Below are 20,856 nucleotides of genomic sequence, written 5' to 3'. Positions count from 1 at the left end.
TTCAAGGTGCCGTCACCGTTCCCATGACGCTCGACATCCGGACTACGGCCGGCGCCCGCATCTGTCGATCAAGCATTTCGGTTGCAGCGCGAAGAAGGACTCGTTCGCGCTTCGTCAACTCTTGGCTGTTGGCAATGTCGGTCAGGCGAACCGCCAGCCGGTATGTCTCGTGCACGGGGTCCTCGTCGGGAATGGGCTTCACAAGCATGCCCCGGTCTATGCTCGCCTTCGCGAGGAGCCGCCCAAGCGTCGCATTCATCGACCACCTGCCGGCCCGGGCGACCGCGAACACGATGATTCCGGCACACACCAGGACGACACCGCCGTAGAAGGGAATGGTGAACAGAGCCCCGACTGTTTCGACAGTCTGCGTCCGTCCGAGGCCGGCGACGCGCAGCGTGAGGTAGAAGATCTCAATGAGGCTCGCAGCAAGGATCGCCCACGCGCCGATGCGGATGAGGATGTACGGCCGAGGCTTGCGCCCGTGGATGCCGCGAAGCATCCGGGCCATGATCAATACGACGCATCCCATGTAGAGCGACGCGTACGCCCATAGGCCTATCTGATCCGCCGTCTCCTTGATGAACTCATCTGTCGTCGTTCCGCGGTCGGTGATCAGCAGGAAGGGGATGGTGAACGAGAGGAACATCGCGGGCAGTTCCCAGAGGCTGCGCGGATTGAATCTGCTGCCGTCGAGCGTGAGCGCCGCCTGCATGACGAACCAGAATGCGGTCGTCGCGAGGATGTTCTGGACGAGGTTTGCGACGTTCGTTCCGCCGAGCCAGCTGTCGACGATCGGCAACGGAACGACGACTCCGACCATGAACACTGCCGCCAGCCCTGTCATCGTAGCGATCCATGTCAGTCGACTCGACGGCTCACGAATAGCAGACGGCAACCGGATCAGCGTGAGTAGCAGCAACGCGAGGAACGCAACGGCTTCGATTCTGAGCGCCATCAGCCGAACACCGCCTCGTCATGGCCATGGCGCGGCCGAAGAAGCAGGCGCGATAAGAGCTGCGACAACTTCTCGGCTTCGGCTTCGATCACCAGTTCTGTGTCGGCGAAGTCCAGGTCGAGCTCGAAGTCCGGGGTGACGATGCCCCGCGCGAGCACAGTCTGACCAGCGCGCACGTGACGAGATCCGGGATGCTTGACGGGGAGGGTCGCGCACCCCGCGTGCTCGAACAGGACGTGCGACAACTCGTGCAGCACGGTGTGGAACTGGTACCAGCGAGGGTCGGACTTCCGCACGAGGATCTTGGCTGAATCGCCAGTGAGTAGCACCAGCCCGGTGATGTTCTCCCAGTCCCGATCGCCGACCGGCTCGATGTCAATCCGTCGCCCGGTCGCCGCCGCGGCCTGCCTGACGATGTCTTGCAGTTCCACATCGGCTGGGAGATGGAGGCGCTCGAGCTGGGCCTCGGCGCGGGCGCGCAACTCATCATGATCTTGAGATGCGCGGTAGCTCATGACGCCCGACCTCCGATCACGACCTCGGCATAGCGATCGCTCGAATGCTCTCCACTGTACGCCGATGCGCAGTAGAGGTAAGGAGAATGCGCTAACGCGCAGAGATTGACCTGAGGGTCTGAGCTATCGCCCGCAATGCGGCGGGCGAGATCTCGCCAACCGCGCGCGCTGACACCGAGTCCGCGCCCGACGCCTTCAGCGCCTCGCGGAACTCCAAGTTCGCTTCCGCTGCTTCCACTGCGGCAGCGTCAGCGAGGTCGAGCAGGTACGCCGTGGGGACCCCGGTATAGGCCCCGACGCCTTCCAGCACCCTCACACGAATAGGTGTGCTGGAGTCACCCGCGAGCAGGTTTGACCATTCTTCGCGATCCAGCGCGACCCCACGTTCGGAGAGTTCGCTGAGAAAACCGTCGATATCGAATGTGGATCCGTCTAGGCGGGGCGCCCGCGACACCGCGGTTAGCCGGCGAGCAAGTTCCTTGGCGTCCGCGTCGACGATGGGCTCGAACTTTCGAGCGTCGCCGATGGATGCTGCCACACGCGAGATCTCGTGCGGGTGAGTCCCGAGTGCCTGCGCGAGCTTCTCGATGTCGTTCGCGTCAAAGGGTGCGGCGCCCCGCAGTCGCCCGTAGAAGTATGTGGCCGACATCCCCGCCCGGTCGATCAGTTCCTGGTTCGTCATCCCGGCGGCATCTCGAAGCGTCGACACTGCGCGCACGAGATCCATTGACCATGCGCCAGCCTCACCCTGGGAACCTCTACCCACGACAGCAGGGTATCGCTATACGCATTCCGAACCTGTTGCTACCTAATTCAGCACGCGAGGCGTATGGTGCACCTATGTACGCATACCCCCAATGTCGACTCCCCCGCCTGCCGCCGACGCGACGGTGAGTTGACGCGTACCTCCCACACGAAGCCGCCAAAGCCGGCTGAGACGGAGGAGGCGCCATTTACCATGGCTCGCAAGGACCTCACTGAGGCGAAGCTTGAACGGCTACACGCGCAACTCGCGGAAGCCGTGGCCACCCTAGTGACCGGCGGCGACTGGGTTCGGGCTCTCGAGTTCGCTGCCCGACTCCGCGCTCGTTCGTTCAACAACACGATGCTGATCTGGCTGCAGCACCTGACAGCATTCGAGCAGGGGCGGGTAACGGAACCGGCGCCGACGTACGTCGCAGGGTTTCGGCAGTGGCTTGCGCTCGGGAGGTCGGTCGACCGCGGCCAGACCGGCTACATGATCTTCGCGCCGATCCTCGCGCGGTTCGCCTCGCCCACCCCGCAGGTTGCGGAGTCGTGGCGTCGTCTCGCACCCCGCGAGTCTGCCAGGCCCAACGACGTCGTTCGCTCACGGCTTGTCGGCGTGCGGCCCGCATACGTGTGGGATGCCTCGCAGACGAGCGGCGCGCCGATCCCGCACGCGCCCACTCCGCAGTTGCTCGCGGGAGAGGCCCCGGAAGGCCTCTGGGATGGATTGGCGTCCTTGGTGCGCAGTTACGGGTACTCGCTGCGCACTGTTGCGAGCGATCACGAACTCGGCGGAGCGAACGGCATGATTGACTACCTCGCCCGGGATGTCGCCGTACGAGGCGACATGGACCCGGCGGCGCGCACGAAGACCTTGGCACACGAGCTGGCGCACGTCATGTTGCACGGCCCCGATAACCCAGATGCCGTGCACCATCGCGGAATCGGCGAGGTCGAAGCGGAGTCCGTCGCCCTGATGATCGGTGCGGCCCACGGACTGGACACGTCGGGCGACACCATCCCCTACGTGGCGACATGGGCGACGTCCGTCGATGGAAAGACGCCTGTGGAAGTCGTGCAAGCAACGGGCGAGCGCGTGCGGACGACAGCGGTCACGATCCTGGAAGCACTGCCGACAGCGCAGCTCGGGTCGGGCGACCCGCCCGGTCTGACAGGAGCGACCCCGCACGGTGCCCACCTGCCGACCGTTACGGGTCGGGCTGAACATTTCGGCCATGCCCGCTTCGCGAACGATCGGCACTCCTCCGACCGCCCGGCAGCCTCGATCCGGGATCTCTGATGGATACCGTCGCGCTGTTCGCCGGAGTGATCGGCCTCTCGCCGCGCGAGGGAGCGGAGAGGCTCTCTGCAGCCGGAGTGCCGATCTTCCCCTGCAAGCCTGCGGAGAAGCGCCCGCTCACCGAGCATGGGTTCCATGACGCCACCTCTGACAGCGACCAGGTCGCCCGATGGTGGGCGCGGTGGCCCCAGGCGAACATCGGCATGCCGACCGGACGGGCTTCCACTGTCGAAGTCGTCGACATAGACGTGCACGGTCGGGTGCGGGGGTTCGCCGCCTTCGAGCTCGCGCGGCGGGAAGGTCTCGTCGACCGCTGGCAGGCGCTGGTGAAGACGGCGTCCGGTGGGATGCATGCCTATTACCCCGCAGAACCTGACCGCGATCAGCCGTCGTGGCAGGCCGCCCGCGCCGGCATCGACTTCCGCGGCGAGGGCGCCTACGTCATCGTGCCGCCGTCGCAGGTGCTGTTCGAAGGCAACAAGTCGACATATGAGCTGATCGGTGCCGGACGTGGGGATGCCGCCCCTATCGACGGCGCCGCTCTTCGACAGTTCCTGGACCCGCGGCCGACGGCAGCCATCCGGGCACCTGCGGGGGCCGACCGCGAGGTCGACGTCGAACGAATCGCGTCCTGGCTGGCTACTCGTGGAGAGGGCGAGCGGAACCGTGCCCTGTACTGGGCCGCCTGCCGGCTCGCGGAGAACGGGATCACCGATCAGAACGCGCGCCACGCGCTCGGGCCGGCAGCCGAGCGCGCGGGGCTGCACCAGGCCGAGATCGTGACGACAATCCGCTCTGCGTATCGAACGGTGGTGGGGCAGGTGGCGCCCTTTCGCATCCGCGCGGGAAGCACACGTCCACGCGCGCTCAACGGGGAGGTAACCCTATGATCCCCGGCACGACGGACCTGCGATCGGCGCAGACTGCGGTGTGGACGGCCATCATCGGCACAGTCTTGATCGCCGGCGGCGCGTTCTGGCTGTCCTTCACTTCTCTCGCGGATCTCGCACGCCGCTCCGGGATCGCACCGACGCAAGCGTGGGCGTGGCCGCTCATTGTGGACGGGATCATCGTCGTCGGAACCGTTGCCGTCGTCGCGCTCGCCGGGCAACGGGGTGCGTGGTATCCGTGGATGCTGCTGGTGGCCGGCGCCGCACTGTCGGTCACCGCGAACTCGATCCACGCGATCGTCGCAGCCGATGCCGATGTGCCACCCGTGCTCGCGGCATCCGTCGCCGCAGTCCCTCCACTGGTGCTGCTCGCGATCACGCACCTCACCGTTGTCCTCACTCAGCGATTCCGATCTGACGTGTCCTCCACAGGTGAGGCGGCACGAGACCTTTCCACGGAAATCATGCAGCTCCGCCCGCCGGTGGACGTTTCGGAGCAGGGTGCCCGCAAGGACATCGCCGTGGTGATGCGTCAGCGCGGGATGTCGAACAAGGAGATCGCGAGTGCCACCGGGGTTCACCCGTCGACAGTCGGACGATGGTTCGCGGGGACGATCCGCACACCTGAGATTCAGAAGGGAGCCACGCCATGAACGAATACGAGCACGTCGAACACCCCCACGCGCCGCTTGGTGTGGATACGACAGAGAGAGAACTCGTCGACAAGCGGGCTCCCGACGAAGTCTCAGAGCTGGCACGGCACGGCGATCCGTCACTCGCGAAGCAGCCGCTCGCGCTGAACGGGAGCGAACGGGTTCGCACCGAAGTCGTGTGGATGCGACCCACCGAACTCGTTCCCGCCGTCACCGGGCGAGTCGCGGGTCAGGGCATCGACCTCGAATCCTCCCTCGCTCGTAGAATGCGCTCGCGTCCCACCCAGGGTGTTGCGAGCACTCGCCGCGCGATCCGCGAAAGGGCTCTCCACCTCCCGCCATCGGAAGCATTCGGCAACGGTCGCACGGCCCATCGCGCCGTCCGCCGGTCGGGAATCGGTCGGTAGCGAGGTTGCCATGTCACCCCAGACTTGCCAGCCGGCCGTCGACGCAGCTGAGCGCCCGCCGCTTACAGCGGTCGCTTCCGAGCCGGCGGAGGCGCCAGCCACCTTTGAGAGCTCGGAAGGTCTGCGCGACCTGCTGACTCGGCTCGCCGACCAAGATCACGGCGCGTGGCGCCGTGACCCAGAAGCGGCAGAACTCATGCGGCACGTCGTACGGCGGTACGCGAAGCTCGCCCGCAAGCACGGGCTCGATCCTTGGGATGCCGCTGCGGCCGCCTTCGATGCGATGCGCTCGGCCGCGGTGCGCAATGCCGAGGATCCCTGGGCAGTGGTCACCAGAGCGGTGCAAGTGACGCTGATCGCCGAAGAACGTGCGAACGGCCTGCTGTGCTCGGTGTACCAGGCGCGGAGGCCAGAGTTCTCGTCGTTCCACGACCCCGAACGATTCAGCGACCGAGAGAACCCCTTGAGCGACTACCACCCTGCGCTTCGGGTGGATCCCGCTGGAGACTCCCCGGCTGACGGCACCACATCCGACGGGGTCGGCATCACTGAGGCGGTGGAGAACGCGATCGCGTTCATGGCACTCCTCGGCTGGCCGCGCACGCCCGCCCGCACCGCAATGGAGTACATCTGCGCCCGACTCAGCGAAGTTCCCTCCCGCGCAACCGCGTGGGAGTCCCTGCGCCGCGACGTCCACGGACGAACACTCCTCGACCTGTCGTCAGCATCGTGGAACGGGCTGCTGCGCGCCGTCCTCGGCAACCCGGAACCAGAGGTCGCACGGACCACAGCGGGCCGCGGCATCCTGCTCCGGCTACTGATCGGCGAACCGCTGCGTTCTCTTCTGACAGACGACGACCTCGTCCTCGCGGTCAGTCTCGCCGCCCCTACCGAGCGATCGAGGCGGTGACCATGGGAACAAGCGTCGGTCACATCGAGCTCGAGAGATCGATCGAGTCGATCATCGTTGGGAGGCGTCACCGCAGCGAGTACGGCGATATCGATGAGCTCGCCCAGTCGATCACCCGTGACGGGCTGCTGCAGCCGATCACGGTGACACCCGAAGGCGTGCTGGTGTGCGGCGCACGACGGCTCGAAGCCCTGAAACGGCTGGGCGAGAAGACGATCAAAGTGTGGGTGCGAGCCGGGATCTCGGATCGCCTCGCAGAACTGCTGGCCGAGCAGGCTGAGAACGTCCTGCACAAGCCGCTCACGCCGACCGAGGCCGCGGCGCTGTACACCGAGTTGAAGACCTACATCACCGACGACGCGGCGCGCCGCCAGGTCGCGACGCGCTTCGGTGGTCCGGATCCGCAGGGCGGAAAGGGCGGTGGTGCCACCGTGGCACCACCGCAGTTCAAGCCCGGCAAGACCCGCACGCAAGCCGCGCAGATGGTCACGGGCCGCGCGTCGTACACGACGCTGGAACGCATCGCCGAACTGCAACGCTTTGTCGCCAACCCGGTCGCCGACCCCGTGCTCAAGGAGAGGGCCGCGGAGGAGCTGCGACTCATCGACCAGGGTGGAAGCGTCACTGCGGCCCACGCGCGAATCCGTGAGTTCATAGATCCCGAGCCGCCACAGCAGTTCGAGGACTTCGAGGCACCGGACGACTTCGAACCTCCCGACGAACTCGAGCAATTGGCGAACGCGGCACTTGCGCGGGTTAGGGAAGCCAAGCGCGGTCGCCGAGCGAACCGCGCTCGTGCGGCCTCCGCGCATGTCTTCCCCGTCCGGGCCTTCGTGCGGGTGTGGGAGGACCTCGATCAGTGGTGGACCCACTTCGACGTCGATGCTGTGGCGACCGGACTGACCGACGAGCAGCTGGAGCAGTTCGAATCGACGCTCACCGCGACGGTGGAGTTCTTCGCGGCGCTACGGAGGGCACGCGCCCAGCTCACACAAGAGATCGCCTGATGACCGCAACTGCTCGCCCCCGAAAGCGTCTCGTCGTGCTCGTCTCGATCGGGTTCGCTGTTCTGGCCGCGCTCGTCGGTGTCGGCCTGTACGGACTCGTGCTGGCACCGGCACCCACGACGCCGACGACCGCCGATGATCCGACGCCTGCTTCCCCCTCGACCAGTGTTGCGGGTCCGACATCCCCGAGCGCCACACTTCCCCCCATCCGATCGACGACGAATGCCGAGTCCTTCGCACGCGATGCCGCCCGCGCTCTCATCGACTGGGACACCGCGACCGACTTCACCCCGGCCGACCACGCGCAGGTCGTCGTCGATGCCGGGGATCCTTCGGGTACGGAGACCGCGGGACTTGCTGCCGACATTCGCAGCTACCTGCCGACCGCGGCGGCCTGGTCGACCCTGCGCACCTACAGCACCCGGCAGTGGCTCACCATCGATGAGGTCTTCGTCCCGGCATCCTGGCCCGAGGCGGAAGCTCAAGCGGCACCAGGGCAGCTGCTTCCGGGGACGATCGCGTACACGGTCAAGGGAACGCGAAACCGCGCCGGTGTCGTGGGAGCACAGCCGCAAGAGACGTCACGACCGATCACGTTCACGCTCTTCATCGCGTGCGAGCCGAGCTTCGACGTGTGCCGCCTGCTTCGGCTCTCTGAGGTGGACAACCCGCTCCCTTGACGGGGCATGAGCATGAAGAAGCTCCTGATCGTTCTCGCTATCGCCGTGCTTGCGTTGCCGCTCGCTGGCCTGATCGCGGTTCCGCTCGTCCTTTCGACTGCGGCTTTGGCAACGTGTCAGGCCGGTGGCGGGCTGGTCGTGACAGGCGTCCCGGAGAGACTCACCGCGGTGCGCAGCGACGGCGCATCGGTAACGCTGGGCCACACTCAGCTCACGCATGCCGCGACGATCATTACAACCGGCAGCGGCATCGAGGGCGTTGGACGGCAGGGCGTGCTCATCGGGTTGATGGCGGCGCTCACCGAGTCGACCCTGCGGATGCTGGCGAATGCCGCCCACCCGGCATCCCTCGACCTGCCCAACGACGGCGTCGGGGGCGACCACGACTCACTCGGCCTGTTCCAGATGCGCCCGACCTCAGGCTGGGGCAGCGTCGACCAGCTAATGGATCCGAAGTACCAGGCGCGCGCGTTCTTCGGCGGCGAAACCGGACCCAACTTCCCCTCACCCGCCGGGCTCCTCGACATTGCGGGCTGGCAGTCCGCAGATCCCGGCGCCGCGGCGCAGGCCGTCGAACGCTCGGCGTTCCCTGACCGATACCAGCGTTACCAGCCCGTCGCCGAGGCGATCATCTCGGCGCTGACCCGACCGCCCGCATCGTCGAACACGGGAAGCACACCGCTCGATTCGGTGCCGGAGACCACCCGAGTCGTCTTTCCCTTACCAAGTGACACGTGGGTGCGGGCGAGTGGTTTCGGTACGCGCACCGACCCGGTGACCGGCCTGCAGGCGTTCCACGCGGGCACCGACTACGCGGCAGCCGACGGCACACCGATCCTGGCGATCGCGGACGGGGTGGTCACGTGGGCGGGCCCGAATGGCGGTTACGGAAACCTGATCCTCATCGAACACACCGTCGGCGGCGAACGGGTCGCGTCGGCATACGCCCACATGTGGGCAACCGGCATCCACGTGTCAGTCGGCGAACGTGTCACCGCGGGCCAGCACATCGGCGACGTCGGGTCATCGGGTAAGTCCACCGGATCGCACCTGCACTTCGAGATCCGCCCCGGCGGCTCTTTCAAGTCATCGATTGACTCCAACACGTGGCTCGCCCAGCACGGCGCCGAAGGCTTGGATGCCGCCTCCTCTGGCATGGCGGCGTGTGCGTGAGGTGATCGGAATGGACATCTTCCCCGACTTGGGAGCGGTGGGCGGTGCGGGTGAGCTCCGCGCGATCGTCGGCGCGCTCCTCATGTACGTTCTCGTGTTCGCCGTGCTCGCAATTCTGATCTGCGCCGTCACGTGGGCGATTGCGTCGTCGAGCGGGAACTACCAGTCGTCCCAGCGGGCCCGCGCGGGGCTGTTCGTTGCCATCGGTGCCGCAGTGCTCGCCGGTGCGGGAGTCACATGGATGAACTTCCTCCTCGGGGTCGGCCAACAACTCTGAGCCGAGCACGCGCGTGAAAGCGGGATCGCTCGACCGCGGGGATGCCGCACGCACCTTGTACGCAAGTTCTTTTCTGCGCAGACAAGGAGCACCGTCATGATCGACATCGACCCCAACGCGTCGGGACTTCCCGGCATCGAGCAACTCCGCGTGATCGTCGGCGCAGTGATGACCGTCGGGCTCATCCTCGCGGTCCTCGCCCTTATCATCGCCGCCGTTGCGTGGGGGTACGGAGCGAACTCCTCGAACCCGCACCTCGCATCTCGCGGCAAGCTCGGCGTTCTCGTGGCGTGCGGCGCGGCCATCATCTGCGGCGCGTCGGTCACGCTCGTGAACTTCTTCTGGGGCGTCGGCCAGTCCGTCTGAGCAGGGCGCGACCGATCGGGAAGGACGACCCGCGTGGATGGCGTGTGCGACATCCCGGCAATCGCCGAGGTATGTCAAGCCGTAGGAGCAGGGGTCACCTCTCTCGTCGCCGCGCCCTTCGACTGGCTCGCACACACACTCGCGTCGACGGCGGCGTGGTTCTTTCAAGCCGTCTGGACGGTGTTCGATACGACCACCCTCGTCGACGTCACCGGAGCCCAGTACGTGCAGGTCTACAACCTGCTCTTCGGCGTCGCCCTGTTCGTCATGCTGGTGTTCTTCTGCCTGCAACTGATCACCGGGCTCGCGCACCGCGACCCGACCGCGCTGTCACGAGCTGCCGTGGGCCTCGGCAAGTCCGTGCTCGGATCGTTCGTCGCGATCGCCCTCACCGCGACCCTGCTCGAAATCACGGATCAGCTGGCGATCGGGATCGTCCAAGCAACGGGGAACACGATGGAAGGGATGGGTGACCGGATCGCTCTGATGGCGACCGGGCTCGTCGCAATCAACATCGCAAGCCCCGGCGTCGGCGCGATCATGACCATATTCCTCGGTGGGCTCGCGATCGCCGCGACCGCGATCGTGTGGTTCTCGCTCCTCATCCGCAAAGCTCTGCTGCTGGTGGCGATCGTGTTCGCCCCGATCGCCCTCGCCGGATTCTCGTGGGATGCTGCCCGCGGTTGGTTCGGCAAATGGGTCGCGTTCGTCGTCGCCCTCGTCTTCTCGAAGCTCGTCCTCGTTGTGCTGTTCCTCGTCGCGATCAACCAGGCCGCCGCACCGATCGATCTGGACCTCGCCTCCATCAGCGACCCGGTCGCCGGCGTCGTGCTCATGCTCGTCGCAGCCTTCGCCCCGTATATGACCTACAAGTTCATCTCCTTCGTCGGCGTCGACATGTACCACGCGATGTCGACCGAGCAAGAGGCAAAGGGTGCACTCAACCGCCCCGTGCCCGTGCCGGTGACACCCGGGACGGCGCAGTCGGCCAAGTCGATCCTCGACGGCGGTGGCCAGTCGGGAGGAGCGTCCACGACCGCCGCATCCGGCGCCGGGGGCACCGCCGCCGGGTCCGGAGCCGGCGCGGGGGCGTCGGGGGCGGCCACCGGTGCGGGATCATCCGGTGCCGCTACGGGCGCCGGTGCCTCAGGCGCCGCGGCGGCGGCCGGCCCCGCCGCCGCGGTCGTCGTCGGCGCCCAGGTGGTCGGCAAAGCAGCCGCCGCAGGCCCCAAGCTCGGCAATGCCGCCGGAGCATCAGCGATGGGCCAGGCCGAAGGCGCCGCCCCGGTCCAGGCATCGCCCTTGCCGTCGGGCACGCGAGTCGCTGAGCAACCGTCCGCACAGCTGCGCACACCGGCGCCGCCCCGCACCGCGACACCCCCTCCGCGATCGACTCCCGCCCCGCTCGAAAGGACGACGGCATGACAGCGAACAACGCCCCTCGGGCGAACCAGTTGCATCCGATTCAGTTCTCGCGGCTCCCCAAGCGAGGCGTGATGCTCGGGCTTTCGCTGGCGCAGCTCGTGACGCTCGCCATCGGACTGGTGGCCTTCACCAGCGCCGTCTACAGGGGCGGCGGCAACCTCTTCGTCATCACATCCCCGATATGGGTGACCAGCGTCGTGCTCGCCTTTGTCGCCGTCGGCGGCCGCAAGCTCATCGAATGGGTGCCGATCTCAGTCCGATGGATGTGGCGGAGCATCGGCGGGCAACTGCACTTCCGTGCGGACCTGGTCAAGCCGCGTCCTGCCGGCACCCTCGCGCTCCCGGGTGACGCCGCGGCGCTACGCGAGTGGGTCGACCCTGAGACGGGCGCTGCCATGATTCAAGACCCTCACGCTCAGACGCTGACGGTGATCGCCGGCATCACGCATCCGGCGTTCGTACTGCTCGACAGCGGCGAACAGGAACGTCGCGTGACGGGTTGGGGCCGTGTGCTCGCCACGGTGTGCCGCTCGGGGCGCATCGCGCGCGTCCAGGTTTCGGAGCGGACCGTTCCCAGCTCTGGCAGCGGGCTGGCGGAATGGTGGACACTGCACGGCATCGACGATGAATCCTGGCCCTCGGTGACTTACAGGGAACTCATCGAACGTGCCGGGCCGGCAGGTGAACGGCACGCGACGACAGTGTCCCTCGCGCTCGACATGAGGGCCGCCGCACGGCAGATCCGCGCCGCCGGGGGCGGCATGAAGGGTGCGGCGAGCGTGCTCCGCCAGGAGATGACGACGTTTGCCGCGGCCCTTCGCGCGGCAGACCTGACACCCACCGGTTGGCTCACACCCGGTGAGGTCGCAGTCGTGCTGCGTTCCGCATACGATCCCGCAGCCGCTCCCGCGCTCGAGCGACACGGTGACATCGGCCGGTCCCTCGCGACCGCCGGTCCCCTCGCGGTCTCCGAAACCTGGGACCGGCTGCACAGCGACTCGGCCCATCACGCGGTGCTGTGGATCTCGGAGTGGCCGCGGTCGCAGGTCTACCCCGGCTTCCTGTCTCCGCTGCTGCTCACCTCAGGCATCCAACGCACATTCACCTTGACGTGCACACCGGTCCGTGCCGATCTTGCCGCCCGGGACATCCGCAAGAAGAAGGTGGGCCTGCTCTCGGACGCCGCGCAGCGCGCGAAGATCGGCCAGATTGAGGATGCCGCGCGCACCGCCGAGTACAACGACGTGCTGCAGCAGGAGTCCGATCTGACGGCCGGACACGGCGTGCTGCGATTCACCGGGCTCATCGCCGTGTCGGCGCCGACCGTCGACGAACTCGATGCGGCGGTCGCGGCCATCGAGCAAGCGGCCGTGCAAGCCGCCTGCGAGACGCGACGGCTCGTCGGGCAGCAGGCGCAAGCGTTCGCCGCCGCCGCCCTGCCTCTCTGCCGATCCGTGTGACGCGCGGGGACGCACGAAGTACCTGACTGACGACTCTCTCGCAAGGGGACGCAATGCCTTCATTCCAAGACCCCGTCAGCGACGGCGCAGAAGCGTGCACGGCCCTGCGCGCCCTCGCCCACGCCACACGCACCTTCGACAACCCGGCACAGACGTACGAGGTGGTCGGCGACCTGCTGGGCGGACTCAGATCGCTCGAACAGGTGCTCGATCAGCTCGCTTTGGCGCACACCAACGCCGACGCGATCGCCCGCACCGACGACGGCGACCACTGGGCAGGGGTCGAGGAAGCCCACGCCGCCGCCCTCGCGCTACGCCGCGCATCCACTCTGGTCGCGAGAGCCGGCCTTGCCCTCGACCGGGCATCGCAGCACTCCGGCCGCATCGCGTGGGACTCCCTCTCGACCCCCGAGCCGGTCTCGGAGTCACTCGTGCCGCGCGTCAACGCCGCCGACTCGTTCCAGCCCACCGGCCTGTTCGGTACCCACCACTCCGTTCCGAGACCGCACCGTCGCGACGGGATGACGCTATGAACGCGCACGAAGGCGAACGCGTCCACACGACCGTGCTCGTGGATCCCGCGGGCGAACGCCGAAAGGAGCGTCACGCCCGGCGCAAGGCATCCCGACGCCTCAACGCCACCGCACGCGCCGCCACAACCGCCGAGGGCCGTGCCGAAGCGGACGCATTACGCGCGGAGCAGCGCGCAACCACTTACCTTCCCGAATCCGGCGAGGCGCGGCCCGCAGCGCTTCGAACTCCTGGGCACCTACGTCTGCCACGCCATCAAGACACCAGCGCCACGTTGGCGGGCGCCTACCCGTTCCTGGCCGAAGGTGGCCTCGGGTCGCGGGGCGTCTTCGTCGGCCAAGACCTCTACTCGGGTGCCTCGTTCGTCTACGACCCGTGGGTGCTCTACTCACTCGGGATCATCACCGCGCCGAACATCGTGCTGGCCGGGATCGTCGGCTCAGGCAAGTCGTCGCTCGTGAAGAGCCTGTACACGCGCTCTATCCCCTTCGGTCGCCGGGTCTACGTGCCGGGGGACCCGAAAGGCGAACACACCGCCGTGGCGGAAGCCGTCGGCGGACAGGCGATCGTGCTCGGGCACGGCATGGCGACCCGGCTCAACCCTCTCGATGAAGGGCATCGCCCAGCTGGCCTGTCCGACGAGAGCTGGGCCGGGCAAGTCGCCGCGCGTCGCCGCGACCTCATCGGCGCGCTCACCGAAACAGTGCTCGATCGACCACTCAGCCCACTCGAGCACACGGCGATCGACCTCGCTCTCGCCGAGACCGTCCGCTCGTGCGACACACCGATCCTGCCGATGGTCGTCGAACGCATCCTCTCTCCTGACGCCTCCCAACGCGCCGACCATCGGCTCGTCGAGGACGGCCGGGTCGTCGGGCACGCGCTGCGTCGGCTTGTTGCTGGCGACCTGGCCGGGCTGTTCGACGGGCCCAGCACAGTCACTTTCGATCCCAGCCTTCCGATGATCTCGCTCGACCTCTCGCGCGTCGCAGAGAACGCGACGCTCGTCTCGGTGCTCATGACCTGCTCCTCCGCGTGGATGGAATCCGCTCTCCTCGACCCGCACGGCGGGCAGCGGTGGGTTGTCTACGACGAAGCCTGGCGACTCATGTCACATCCCGCGCTGCTGCGCCGTATGGATGCGCAATGGCGCCTCGCCCGCCATTACGGGATCGCGAACCTCCTCGTGTTCCACAAGCTCTCCGATCTCGACAACGTCGGCGACCAGGGCTCCGCGATGCGCGCCATCGCCTCATCGCTTCTCGCCAACGCGGAGACCCGAATCATCTATCGGCAGGAAGCGGATCAGCTCGGGGCGACAGCGAGCGCGCTCGGCCTGACGAGCACCGAGCAGGGCCTGCTGCCGGGCCTGGCTACCGGTCAGGGTCTCTGGCGGATAAAGGACCGCAGCTTCGTGGTGCAGCACCAGATGCATCCCGCAGAGCTCGCCGCGTTCGACACAACGAGCCGCATGACGGAGGGCGTGAGATGAGCACAGCACACGCAGTACGAGATCGATCGGACGTCATCCGCGCCCCCGCGGCTCTTCCGGTCATCACGATGACGATCGCGCCGGACGGCACGATGACCGTCGCCGTCGACGGGACACCGTTCGAACCGCCGCGCTTCGGACCATCCTGGAACCGCGCGTCCTTCGCGGAGATCATCGACACGGTGCTGCGGGCGCACGGGTCGCCGGTGCGCGTCGTCATCTACGAGACGGATGGCGCGGTCTTCACCGACCTCATCACCCGGCCGCTGCGGGGCTCGATCACGTCGAGCGCACCGCCGCGTTCTCGGGGCGATGCGCGAAGAGCAACGGGCGAGCTCGTCTGCGGTCCCGAACCGCTCATCGAGGCGGCGCCGTTGATCGCGCCGCCTCGCGTCGTGCAGGGCGATGAGGGCTTCCTCGCCGGCGAAGAGGTTGCCGTCGCGATCATCGTGCGGCACGTCAAGGCATCCGCAGACGGATCCGCACGCGCACTGCTGGAACCGGACCTCTGCCGGGCGAGCGCCACTGGCGAGGTCGTCCTGGCCGGGCGCATCTCCGGCACGTGCGTGTTCGGAAGCATCACATGACCGGCAGTGGCGGTGTCAATGTCTCTGGCCGCGACGGCCTGACAAACCTCGCGCTCCTCGCCCTCGTCGGGGTCGTCGCCGTCGCCGGCGTGTTGCGTGTCGCGGGCAACATCGCCGCGTTCCTCTCAGGTGCCGCGCAGCCGACCGGGGGCCTTGCCGCCGGGCTGGGTGTCTTCGGCTCCGCCGCTGATCCGGGAGTTGCGCTCGGCTCCCCCGGACTCAATGCCGCGGCCTACTGGACCGTCGTGGCGGTTCTCGTGACGCTGATCTCCGCCGTGGGATGGTGGGCGTGGCGCGGCATCCGAAATCACGTGCGGCACACCGGGCCCGACCCCAACCACATCGCCGGCATCGCCTCCGCGGCCGAGATTCGCCGCGCTGCCTCCGATCACTCTCTCCTGTCGAGGGCCGCGCACCTCCGGGCATCTGTCGCAACGCCACGGCCCGAAGACGTCGGCTACCTCGTCGGCACCGCGCGGGGAACGAAGGTGTGGACATCGGTGGAGGACTCCATCCTCGTGATCGGCCCGCCCCGCTCGGGCAAGGGCGCCCACATCGTGATCAACTCGATCCTCGACTCACCCGGCGCGGTCGTCACGACCTCCACCAGGCCCGACAACCTCACGACCACCATTCGCGCACGGATGAGACGCGGCCCGGTCGCGGTGTTCGACCCGCAACACCTCGCGCCGGGCGTACCAGCAGGCCTACGGTGGTCGCCAGTGCGCGGCTGCGAACTCCCCCTCACCGCGATGATCCGCGCTTCCGGCCTTGCCGCCGGTACAGGCCTGTCGGGCGCCGGTGTGGAGAACGGCGGGTTCTGGGAAGGCAAGACTCGCACCGCCCTGCAGGCGCTCCTGCATGCCGCGGCGCTCGACGGGCGCTCACCCGCAGAACTGTTCCGCTGGACGCTCGACCCGGCCGCGGCGAAGGATGCCGTCGCTGTCCTGACCTCCCACCCGGCAGCCGCGACGGGATGGGCCGAGTCGCTCGCGGCGATGATCGACGCAGACCCACGCACCCGAGACTCGATCTGGCAAGGCGTGTCGTTGGCGTTGGGTGCGCTGGCCGACCCACGCGTCCTCGACGCCGTCAGCCCGAGCGAAGACGAACAGTTCGATCCGGAGAGCTTCCTCCGCCACAACGGGACCCTGTACCTCCTCGCAACGGGAGCTGGCGCCGGGGCCTCCTCGTCCCTCGTTGCCGCGCTCGTCGAAGACCTCGTCGAAACAGCCCGCCGAGTCGCCGCACGATCACCGGGCGCGCGCCTCGACCCCCCACTGCTGCTCGCGCTCGACGAGGTCGGCAACCTCGCGCCCCTGCCCTCACTCCCCGTGCTAATGGCGGAAGGTGGAGGCACCGGCATCACCACGATGCCCGTGCTCCAGTCCCTCGCCCAGGCACGGCAACGGTGGGGTGACAACGCCGCTACCGCGATCTGGGATGCCAGTATCGCCAAGGTCGTGCTCGGCGGAGCGTCGGGATCGCGAGATCTCCAAGACATCGCCACCCTGATCGGTGACCGCGACGAGATCACCGACTCGATCACCGTCGGCGAACGTGGCATGCGCTCCAACCAGCGCTCGACACGCCGGGTGCCCATCATGCCGCCGGACGTCATCCGCACACTGCCATACGGCACGGCGTTGCTGCTGCTGAGGTCGGCACCACCGATCGTCACGCGCATGCGCGAGTGGACCGCGCGCCCCGACGCGACATCACTGCGCACCGAACGGGCGCAAGTCGAAGAACAACTTCAGCGGGGATAGCCGACGCACCTTCCCGCTAAACGCCGACCAGCCGCCTCTCGTAGGAGCATCCGATGACCATCCACACCCAGCAATCACTCTCCGGGTTCCTCGCGTCGGAACCGCAGCTCGCGTTCAACGCGAAAGGCGAAGCACGCTTCTGGGCGCGCATCGGCCAGGAGCACTTCGAACGCAACGACGACGGCACGTTCACCCAGACCGAGACCACCTACCACGACCTCGTCATGTTCCGGCGAAACGCGGAACGGGCTTACGCGATGTTCAACAAGGGCGATGCCTTCATCGCCGAGGGCTACACGCACACGTCGACCCGGGAAGTGGACGGCACCACGGTCGAATCCGAGGAGTTCGTCGCGAAGCGCCTCGGACACGACTCCGCCCGCACGAACTACACCCTGCAGCGCCGCCGCAACACGCTTCCGCCCGTGGCGGCAGCCGCGCCTGCGCCCGCAAGGCCAGCTGTCCAACCGCTCGCCCGCTGAGACACCCGATGACCGTCGACGAGCCTCTCAGCTTCCCCGGGTACGAGTTCGAGCCACCGCTGCCAGACGGCCCCGACGCTGAGCCCGAGGGCCTGCCGAACGTCCCCCGCCCGGTGAACTGGAATCTACTCACCTCCGACCAAGCCGCATTCGAGTGGGTCGAGCTCGACCGCTGGGTGAACTGGCTGCGCCGCACGTACGGCATCGGACCATCGATCATCCCGCCGCTGTGGCATCGCCACGCAGAACTCGTCTGGGAGCTGTCCGCCCTGCACCTGCACTGGCTGTGCGCCTACGACGAAGAGCAGCACGGTTCCGCCCCTCTCGGCTGGCACCGTGACTTCAGCGAGGCTCGCGATCGCCTGCACGACTGGGTCGCCGCCTGCGGCTCCCGCCTCGATCGCGATCGGGCGACACGTCAGACGGCGTGGCCAGGCGAGGATCCAACGCCGTCGGTGGAAGAGATCACGATCGACGACCGGGCAGCCGACTTCCGCCGATTCGTCGTCGAAGACGTCGCGCGTCGGCGCGCAGTTGAGGACGCATTCATCGCGGCTGAGACCCACCGTCCAGAGTAGTTTCCGAGGCCTCCTCGCCATTCCGGCGTATCAACGGGAAGTGGCATGCGACGCTTCTCGTGATGCGGCGGGTGGCGGCGCAGGAGGGCGAGTCGCTCACGCATTCGAAGTCTGAGAAGCGTCGGCGCTCGTCCCTACGCTGGGAGCATGACGTTCACCGCGCTGCACCGGGCGCTCGGCCTCACGCCGTGCCCGCTGACCGACGAAATCCTCGATGGTGCGATCGCGGCGGGGGTCGCCGAAGCGAACGATCTCGATTGGAAGTCGGAGCTACCGCCGGCGAAAGGCCTGCCGCAGACGGACTTTCCGAAGGACGTTGCGGCGATGGCGAACAGCGGCGGCGGGGTGATCGTGTTCGGCGTGCGCGAGTCGCAGAAGGCTGCTACCGAGCGAGTCGATGTAGGAGAGCTCGACGAGGCATACGAGCGTTCCATACGGAGCGCGGCGATCACCGCCATCTCGCCCCTTGTCTTCGGACTCAACGTCCATCGCCTCGGCGTGGAAGGCAATCGCGCCGTGGTGGTGGAAGTGCCCGCGAGCATCGACGGGCCACACCTGATTTTCAAGAACGACTACTTCGCAGCCCCAGTCCGGAACGATTCTGACACCGTGTGGATGAAGGAACGCCAGATAGAAGCGATGTACCGGGCTCGCTTCGAGGAACGCCGACACGCCACTGAGGCGTTGGACGCGCTGTTCGACGAGGCCGCAGCAGGACGGGATACCGACAACCGCGCATGGCTAATCGCGGTGGCTCACCCACGTATCCCTCGCTTCCGCGACCGACTCACGCGCGAGGAAGCACGAGCGGTGTTAACAAAGACCGTAGGGTTGGCCCTCATCTACGCCGGGCGCGGAGGCGTCCACCCTCTGGAAAACGTCGACCTCGACAACCCGCGTCCCGGATTGCGCCGCTGGGTCGCCATGAACAAGGCAAGCGATGAACGCTCTCTCTGGAAAGAAGCTTGGGTGAGCATTCACCACGATGGTTCCGTGACGATCGCCGCGGCGGTCGGCGGGCATCGTATGAGCAGCGACGCCTACTTCGAGGGCTGGCAGGTGCAATCTGCCGCCATTGAGTGCGCCATCGCCGACCTCATGGCCCTCACGCGGACCACAGCCGAGACGATCGACAACGACGAGTACGACTTGCGTCTCGGGATCCAGTGGACGGGTGGTCAACCGTTGACGATCCTGACGACGGACAACATGGGTTTCACCTATGAGGGCGTGTCGGTGCCACTGCACCGCTACACCCGGGTCGAAACGACCGTGAATGTCCTCGAGCCGCCAACGGACTTCTATTGGCACGTGCACGACTTCGCCCAGGATTGCGTCAATCAGGGCGGCATCACGAACGTGCTCATGATCCAGCCACCTTCTCGCGACGAGCCTGCATAGTCGGCTCCGTCAGAGCTGGATGTCGTGGTCGCGCTTGGCCAAGTCCGCCGTCATCCACTGGAACATGGGGAGCGATGAGGTGAGCGAAGAAACGACGCCGCCGCGATAATGGGCATTCGCTACCTCAAGGGCGCGGCGGCGCGGCTCGGTATACACGTCGAGAGGGAGCAGCCCCGCCCGAAAGCGCGCCCGCGAAACCTCGGCTACTCGCGCCCGCAGCTCAAGCTCGTGATCTGCGAAGTACACGTCGGCGATGGCCAGAATCTCACGGGCCACCCGGCGCGCCTCTGAGTGTTGCTGTAGTGCGTGCACCAACTCTGGTGGAGTAGGCACGTCCTGATCCCTGATCCGCGCCATCTCGTCCCCGGTGCGCCTGCGGGCGAAGAACGCATCTGCGGCGCTGTCGTTGTGGCGCCGCTCCGCTGCCAGGACGCGGTGGAGCCGTCGGTCTGGCAGTCCGGCACGAGCGCGACGACGCTGCAGACGCCTGGCCTCGTTCTCACGCTGTCGATACGACTCCTGCTGGGAGGGACTGGGTGACCACTCGGTTGCGCGCCCGGCTGCGCGCGCCCGAGCGACCGAGCGCCGACGGGCCTCGTTAGCCTTCTCGGGATCCGCGGCCTCTCGCTCCCGCCGCCGCTCGGCGATCGCTTCACGGTTTCGGTAGTAGTACTCGCGCTGCGCCTGCTTGTACGCCTCTGGATGCTTCTGCTTATAGCGCTCGCGTGCCTGCTGACGTTCCTCCGGATGCTGTCGTGCCCATTCCTTTGCCCGCTCGATGCCCTTCTGCCGCCGCTCCTTCTCATCTCGCTCGCGTTGCGCGCGCCGACGCTCGCGCTCGCGGTTCGTCTTGCGGATGTACTCACGGTTTCGCTCCCGGTAGTCGGCGTAGTAGGTCGGGTGAGCGTCGTTCCATGCCCTCCTCTGCGCGGCCAGCCGGGCCGAGCGCTCGTCTGGATCGAGCGGGTCACTCATCGTGGCCCACCGCAAGTACGCCGCTGAGTTCAGCGAGGGCGGTGAACAGTTCTTCGCGCGTCGCCGTCGGGTCGATGATCGCGCGCGCGACCAACACCCGCATCCGCGCCCGCTCGACGTCAGACACATCGCCGAGTCGCGCCATGCACCACTCAATGTCTTCGCCCAGATGGTACGTGGGGTCGTCGACCTCGATGTCCGGGTAGTAGAGGAAGGCGAGCACCGCAACGTGCTCGAGGACGGCGTCGACATGCTCTCGATCGGTCATACCTG

Annotated in this window: 23 protein-coding genes; 18 read left to right on the top strand and 5 right to left on the bottom strand. The window is 67.2% G+C overall.

Annotated features, from left to right (window positions below):
* Position 1: 1 nt before the first annotated feature.
* The 3 genes from ACFUTX_RS05005 to ACFUTX_RS04995 form a co-directional block, all read right to left on the bottom strand.
* The gene (locus ACFUTX_RS05005) at positions 2 to 958 is read right to left on the bottom strand and encodes a hypothetical protein (RefSeq protein ID WP_378861102.1); all 957 of its coding nucleotides are present in this window, start codon (positions 956 to 958) and stop codon (positions 2 to 4) included.
* Positions 958 to 1,473, bottom strand: a complete 516-nt coding sequence (locus ACFUTX_RS05000) for a hypothetical protein (RefSeq protein WP_378861101.1) — start codon at positions 1,471 to 1,473, stop codon at positions 958 to 960. Before ACFUTX_RS05000 ends, ACFUTX_RS05005 begins: the two co-directional genes overlap by 1 nt.
* Before the next feature lie 91 nt (positions 1,474 to 1,564).
* A complete protein-coding gene (locus ACFUTX_RS04995; RefSeq protein ID WP_378861100.1) occupies positions 1,565 to 2,200 on the bottom strand; it encodes a helix-turn-helix domain-containing protein in 636 nt (211 codons plus the stop codon).
* A gap of 231 nt (positions 2,201 to 2,431) precedes the next feature.
* Between ACFUTX_RS04995 and ACFUTX_RS04990 the strand changes: the two genes are divergently transcribed.
* The 18 genes from ACFUTX_RS04990 to ACFUTX_RS04905 all read left to right on the top strand — a co-directional run bounded on the left by ACFUTX_RS04990 (position 2,432) and on the right by ACFUTX_RS04905 (position 19,608).
* Positions 2,432 to 3,520: an ArdC-like ssDNA-binding domain-containing protein gene (locus tag ACFUTX_RS04990; RefSeq protein ID WP_378861099.1), complete on the top strand. Its 1,089-nt coding sequence runs from the start codon at positions 2,432 to 2,434 to the stop codon at positions 3,518 to 3,520.
* 77 nt (positions 3,521 to 3,597) lie between these two features.
* Positions 3,598 to 4,410, top strand: coding sequence for a bifunctional DNA primase/polymerase (locus tag ACFUTX_RS04985; RefSeq protein ID WP_378861098.1), 813 nt, complete (start codon positions 3,598 to 3,600; stop codon positions 4,408 to 4,410).
* The gene (locus ACFUTX_RS04980) at positions 4,407 to 5,063 is read left to right on the top strand and encodes a DUF2637 domain-containing protein (RefSeq protein ID WP_378861097.1); all 657 of its coding nucleotides are present in this window, start codon (positions 4,407 to 4,409) and stop codon (positions 5,061 to 5,063) included. Before ACFUTX_RS04985 ends, ACFUTX_RS04980 begins: the two co-directional genes overlap by 4 nt.
* Positions 5,064 to 5,480: 417 nt before the next feature.
* Positions 5,481 to 6,380 (top strand): hypothetical protein, encoded by a 900-nt coding sequence (locus tag ACFUTX_RS04975; RefSeq protein WP_378861096.1) that lies wholly within the window; start codon positions 5,481 to 5,483, stop codon positions 6,378 to 6,380.
* A gap of 2 nt (positions 6,381 to 6,382) precedes the next feature.
* A complete protein-coding gene (locus ACFUTX_RS04970; protein ID WP_378861095.1) occupies positions 6,383 to 7,387 on the top strand; it encodes a ParB/RepB/Spo0J family partition protein in 1,005 nt (334 codons plus the stop codon).
* Positions 7,387 to 8,067 (top strand): hypothetical protein, encoded by a 681-nt coding sequence (locus ACFUTX_RS04965; RefSeq protein ID WP_378861094.1) that lies wholly within the window; start codon positions 7,387 to 7,389, stop codon positions 8,065 to 8,067. The genes ACFUTX_RS04970 and ACFUTX_RS04965 overlap by 1 nt, the downstream gene beginning before the upstream one ends.
* 105 nt (positions 8,068 to 8,172) lie before the next feature.
* On the top strand, positions 8,173 to 9,240 hold the full coding sequence (locus tag ACFUTX_RS04960) for a M23 family metallopeptidase (protein WP_378861093.1): 1,068 nt from the start codon (positions 8,173 to 8,175) through the stop codon (positions 9,238 to 9,240).
* 10 nt (positions 9,241 to 9,250) lie between these two features.
* The gene (locus ACFUTX_RS04955) at positions 9,251 to 9,517 is read left to right on the top strand and encodes a DUF6112 family protein (RefSeq protein WP_378861092.1); all 267 of its coding nucleotides are present in this window, start codon (positions 9,251 to 9,253) and stop codon (positions 9,515 to 9,517) included.
* Positions 9,518 to 9,613: 96 nt separating this feature from the next.
* Positions 9,614 to 9,883, top strand: coding sequence for a DUF6112 family protein (locus ACFUTX_RS04950; protein WP_060960673.1), 270 nt, complete (start codon positions 9,614 to 9,616; stop codon positions 9,881 to 9,883).
* Between the two features lie 33 nt (positions 9,884 to 9,916).
* Positions 9,917 to 11,308, top strand: a complete 1,392-nt coding sequence (locus ACFUTX_RS04945) for a conjugal transfer protein TrbL (protein WP_082808095.1) — start codon at positions 9,917 to 9,919, stop codon at positions 11,306 to 11,308.
* Positions 11,305 to 12,768, top strand: coding sequence for an SCO6880 family protein (locus tag ACFUTX_RS04940; protein WP_378861091.1), 1,464 nt, complete (start codon positions 11,305 to 11,307; stop codon positions 12,766 to 12,768). Before ACFUTX_RS04945 ends, ACFUTX_RS04940 begins: the two co-directional genes overlap by 4 nt.
* A gap of 53 nt (positions 12,769 to 12,821) precedes the next feature.
* Positions 12,822 to 13,301 (top strand): hypothetical protein, encoded by a 480-nt coding sequence (locus ACFUTX_RS04935; RefSeq protein WP_060960675.1) that lies wholly within the window; start codon positions 12,822 to 12,824, stop codon positions 13,299 to 13,301.
* Positions 13,298 to 14,791: an ATP-binding protein gene (locus tag ACFUTX_RS04930; protein ID WP_378861090.1), complete on the top strand. Its 1,494-nt coding sequence runs from the start codon at positions 13,298 to 13,300 to the stop codon at positions 14,789 to 14,791. Before ACFUTX_RS04935 ends, ACFUTX_RS04930 begins: the two co-directional genes overlap by 4 nt.
* A complete protein-coding gene (locus tag ACFUTX_RS04925; RefSeq protein ID WP_378861089.1) occupies positions 14,788 to 15,378 on the top strand; it encodes a hypothetical protein in 591 nt (196 codons plus the stop codon). The genes ACFUTX_RS04930 and ACFUTX_RS04925 overlap by 4 nt, the downstream gene beginning before the upstream one ends.
* Complete coding sequence (locus tag ACFUTX_RS04920; RefSeq protein WP_378861088.1) at positions 15,375 to 17,147, top strand: TraM recognition domain-containing protein; 1,773 nt, start codon at positions 15,375 to 15,377, stop codon at positions 17,145 to 17,147. Before ACFUTX_RS04925 ends, ACFUTX_RS04920 begins: the two co-directional genes overlap by 4 nt.
* 53 nt (positions 17,148 to 17,200) lie before the next feature.
* A complete protein-coding gene (locus ACFUTX_RS04915) occupies positions 17,201 to 17,629 on the top strand; it encodes a single-stranded DNA-binding protein (protein WP_060960679.1) in 429 nt (142 codons plus the stop codon).
* Between the two features lie 8 nt (positions 17,630 to 17,637).
* Positions 17,638 to 18,207 (top strand): hypothetical protein, encoded by a 570-nt coding sequence (locus ACFUTX_RS04910; protein WP_174524690.1) that lies wholly within the window; start codon positions 17,638 to 17,640, stop codon positions 18,205 to 18,207.
* A 147-nt stretch (positions 18,208 to 18,354) separates the two neighbouring features.
* On the top strand, positions 18,355 to 19,608 hold the full coding sequence (locus ACFUTX_RS04905; RefSeq protein ID WP_378861087.1) for a helix-turn-helix domain-containing protein: 1,254 nt from the start codon (positions 18,355 to 18,357) through the stop codon (positions 19,606 to 19,608).
* A gap of 9 nt (positions 19,609 to 19,617) precedes the next feature.
* On the opposite strand, the gene ACFUTX_RS04900 is transcribed toward ACFUTX_RS04905, so the two are convergent.
* Complete coding sequence (locus tag ACFUTX_RS04900) at positions 19,618 to 20,583, bottom strand: hypothetical protein (RefSeq protein ID WP_375992803.1); 966 nt, start codon at positions 20,581 to 20,583, stop codon at positions 19,618 to 19,620.
* Entirely contained in the window at positions 20,576 to 20,851 is a 276-nt protein-coding gene (locus ACFUTX_RS04895; RefSeq protein ID WP_060960682.1) for a hypothetical protein, read from the bottom strand. Before ACFUTX_RS04895 ends, ACFUTX_RS04900 begins: the two co-directional genes overlap by 8 nt.
* Between the last annotated feature and the right edge of the window lie 5 nt (positions 20,852 to 20,856).

Origin of the sequence: Microbacterium sp. NPDC057407 (assembly GCF_042803895.1) — a bacterium.
Classification (GTDB): domain Bacteria; phylum Actinomycetota; class Actinomycetes; order Actinomycetales; family Microbacteriaceae; genus Microbacterium.
Note: the sequence above shows the minus strand (reverse complement) of the source record. Positions and strands in the feature narration are given on the sequence as shown.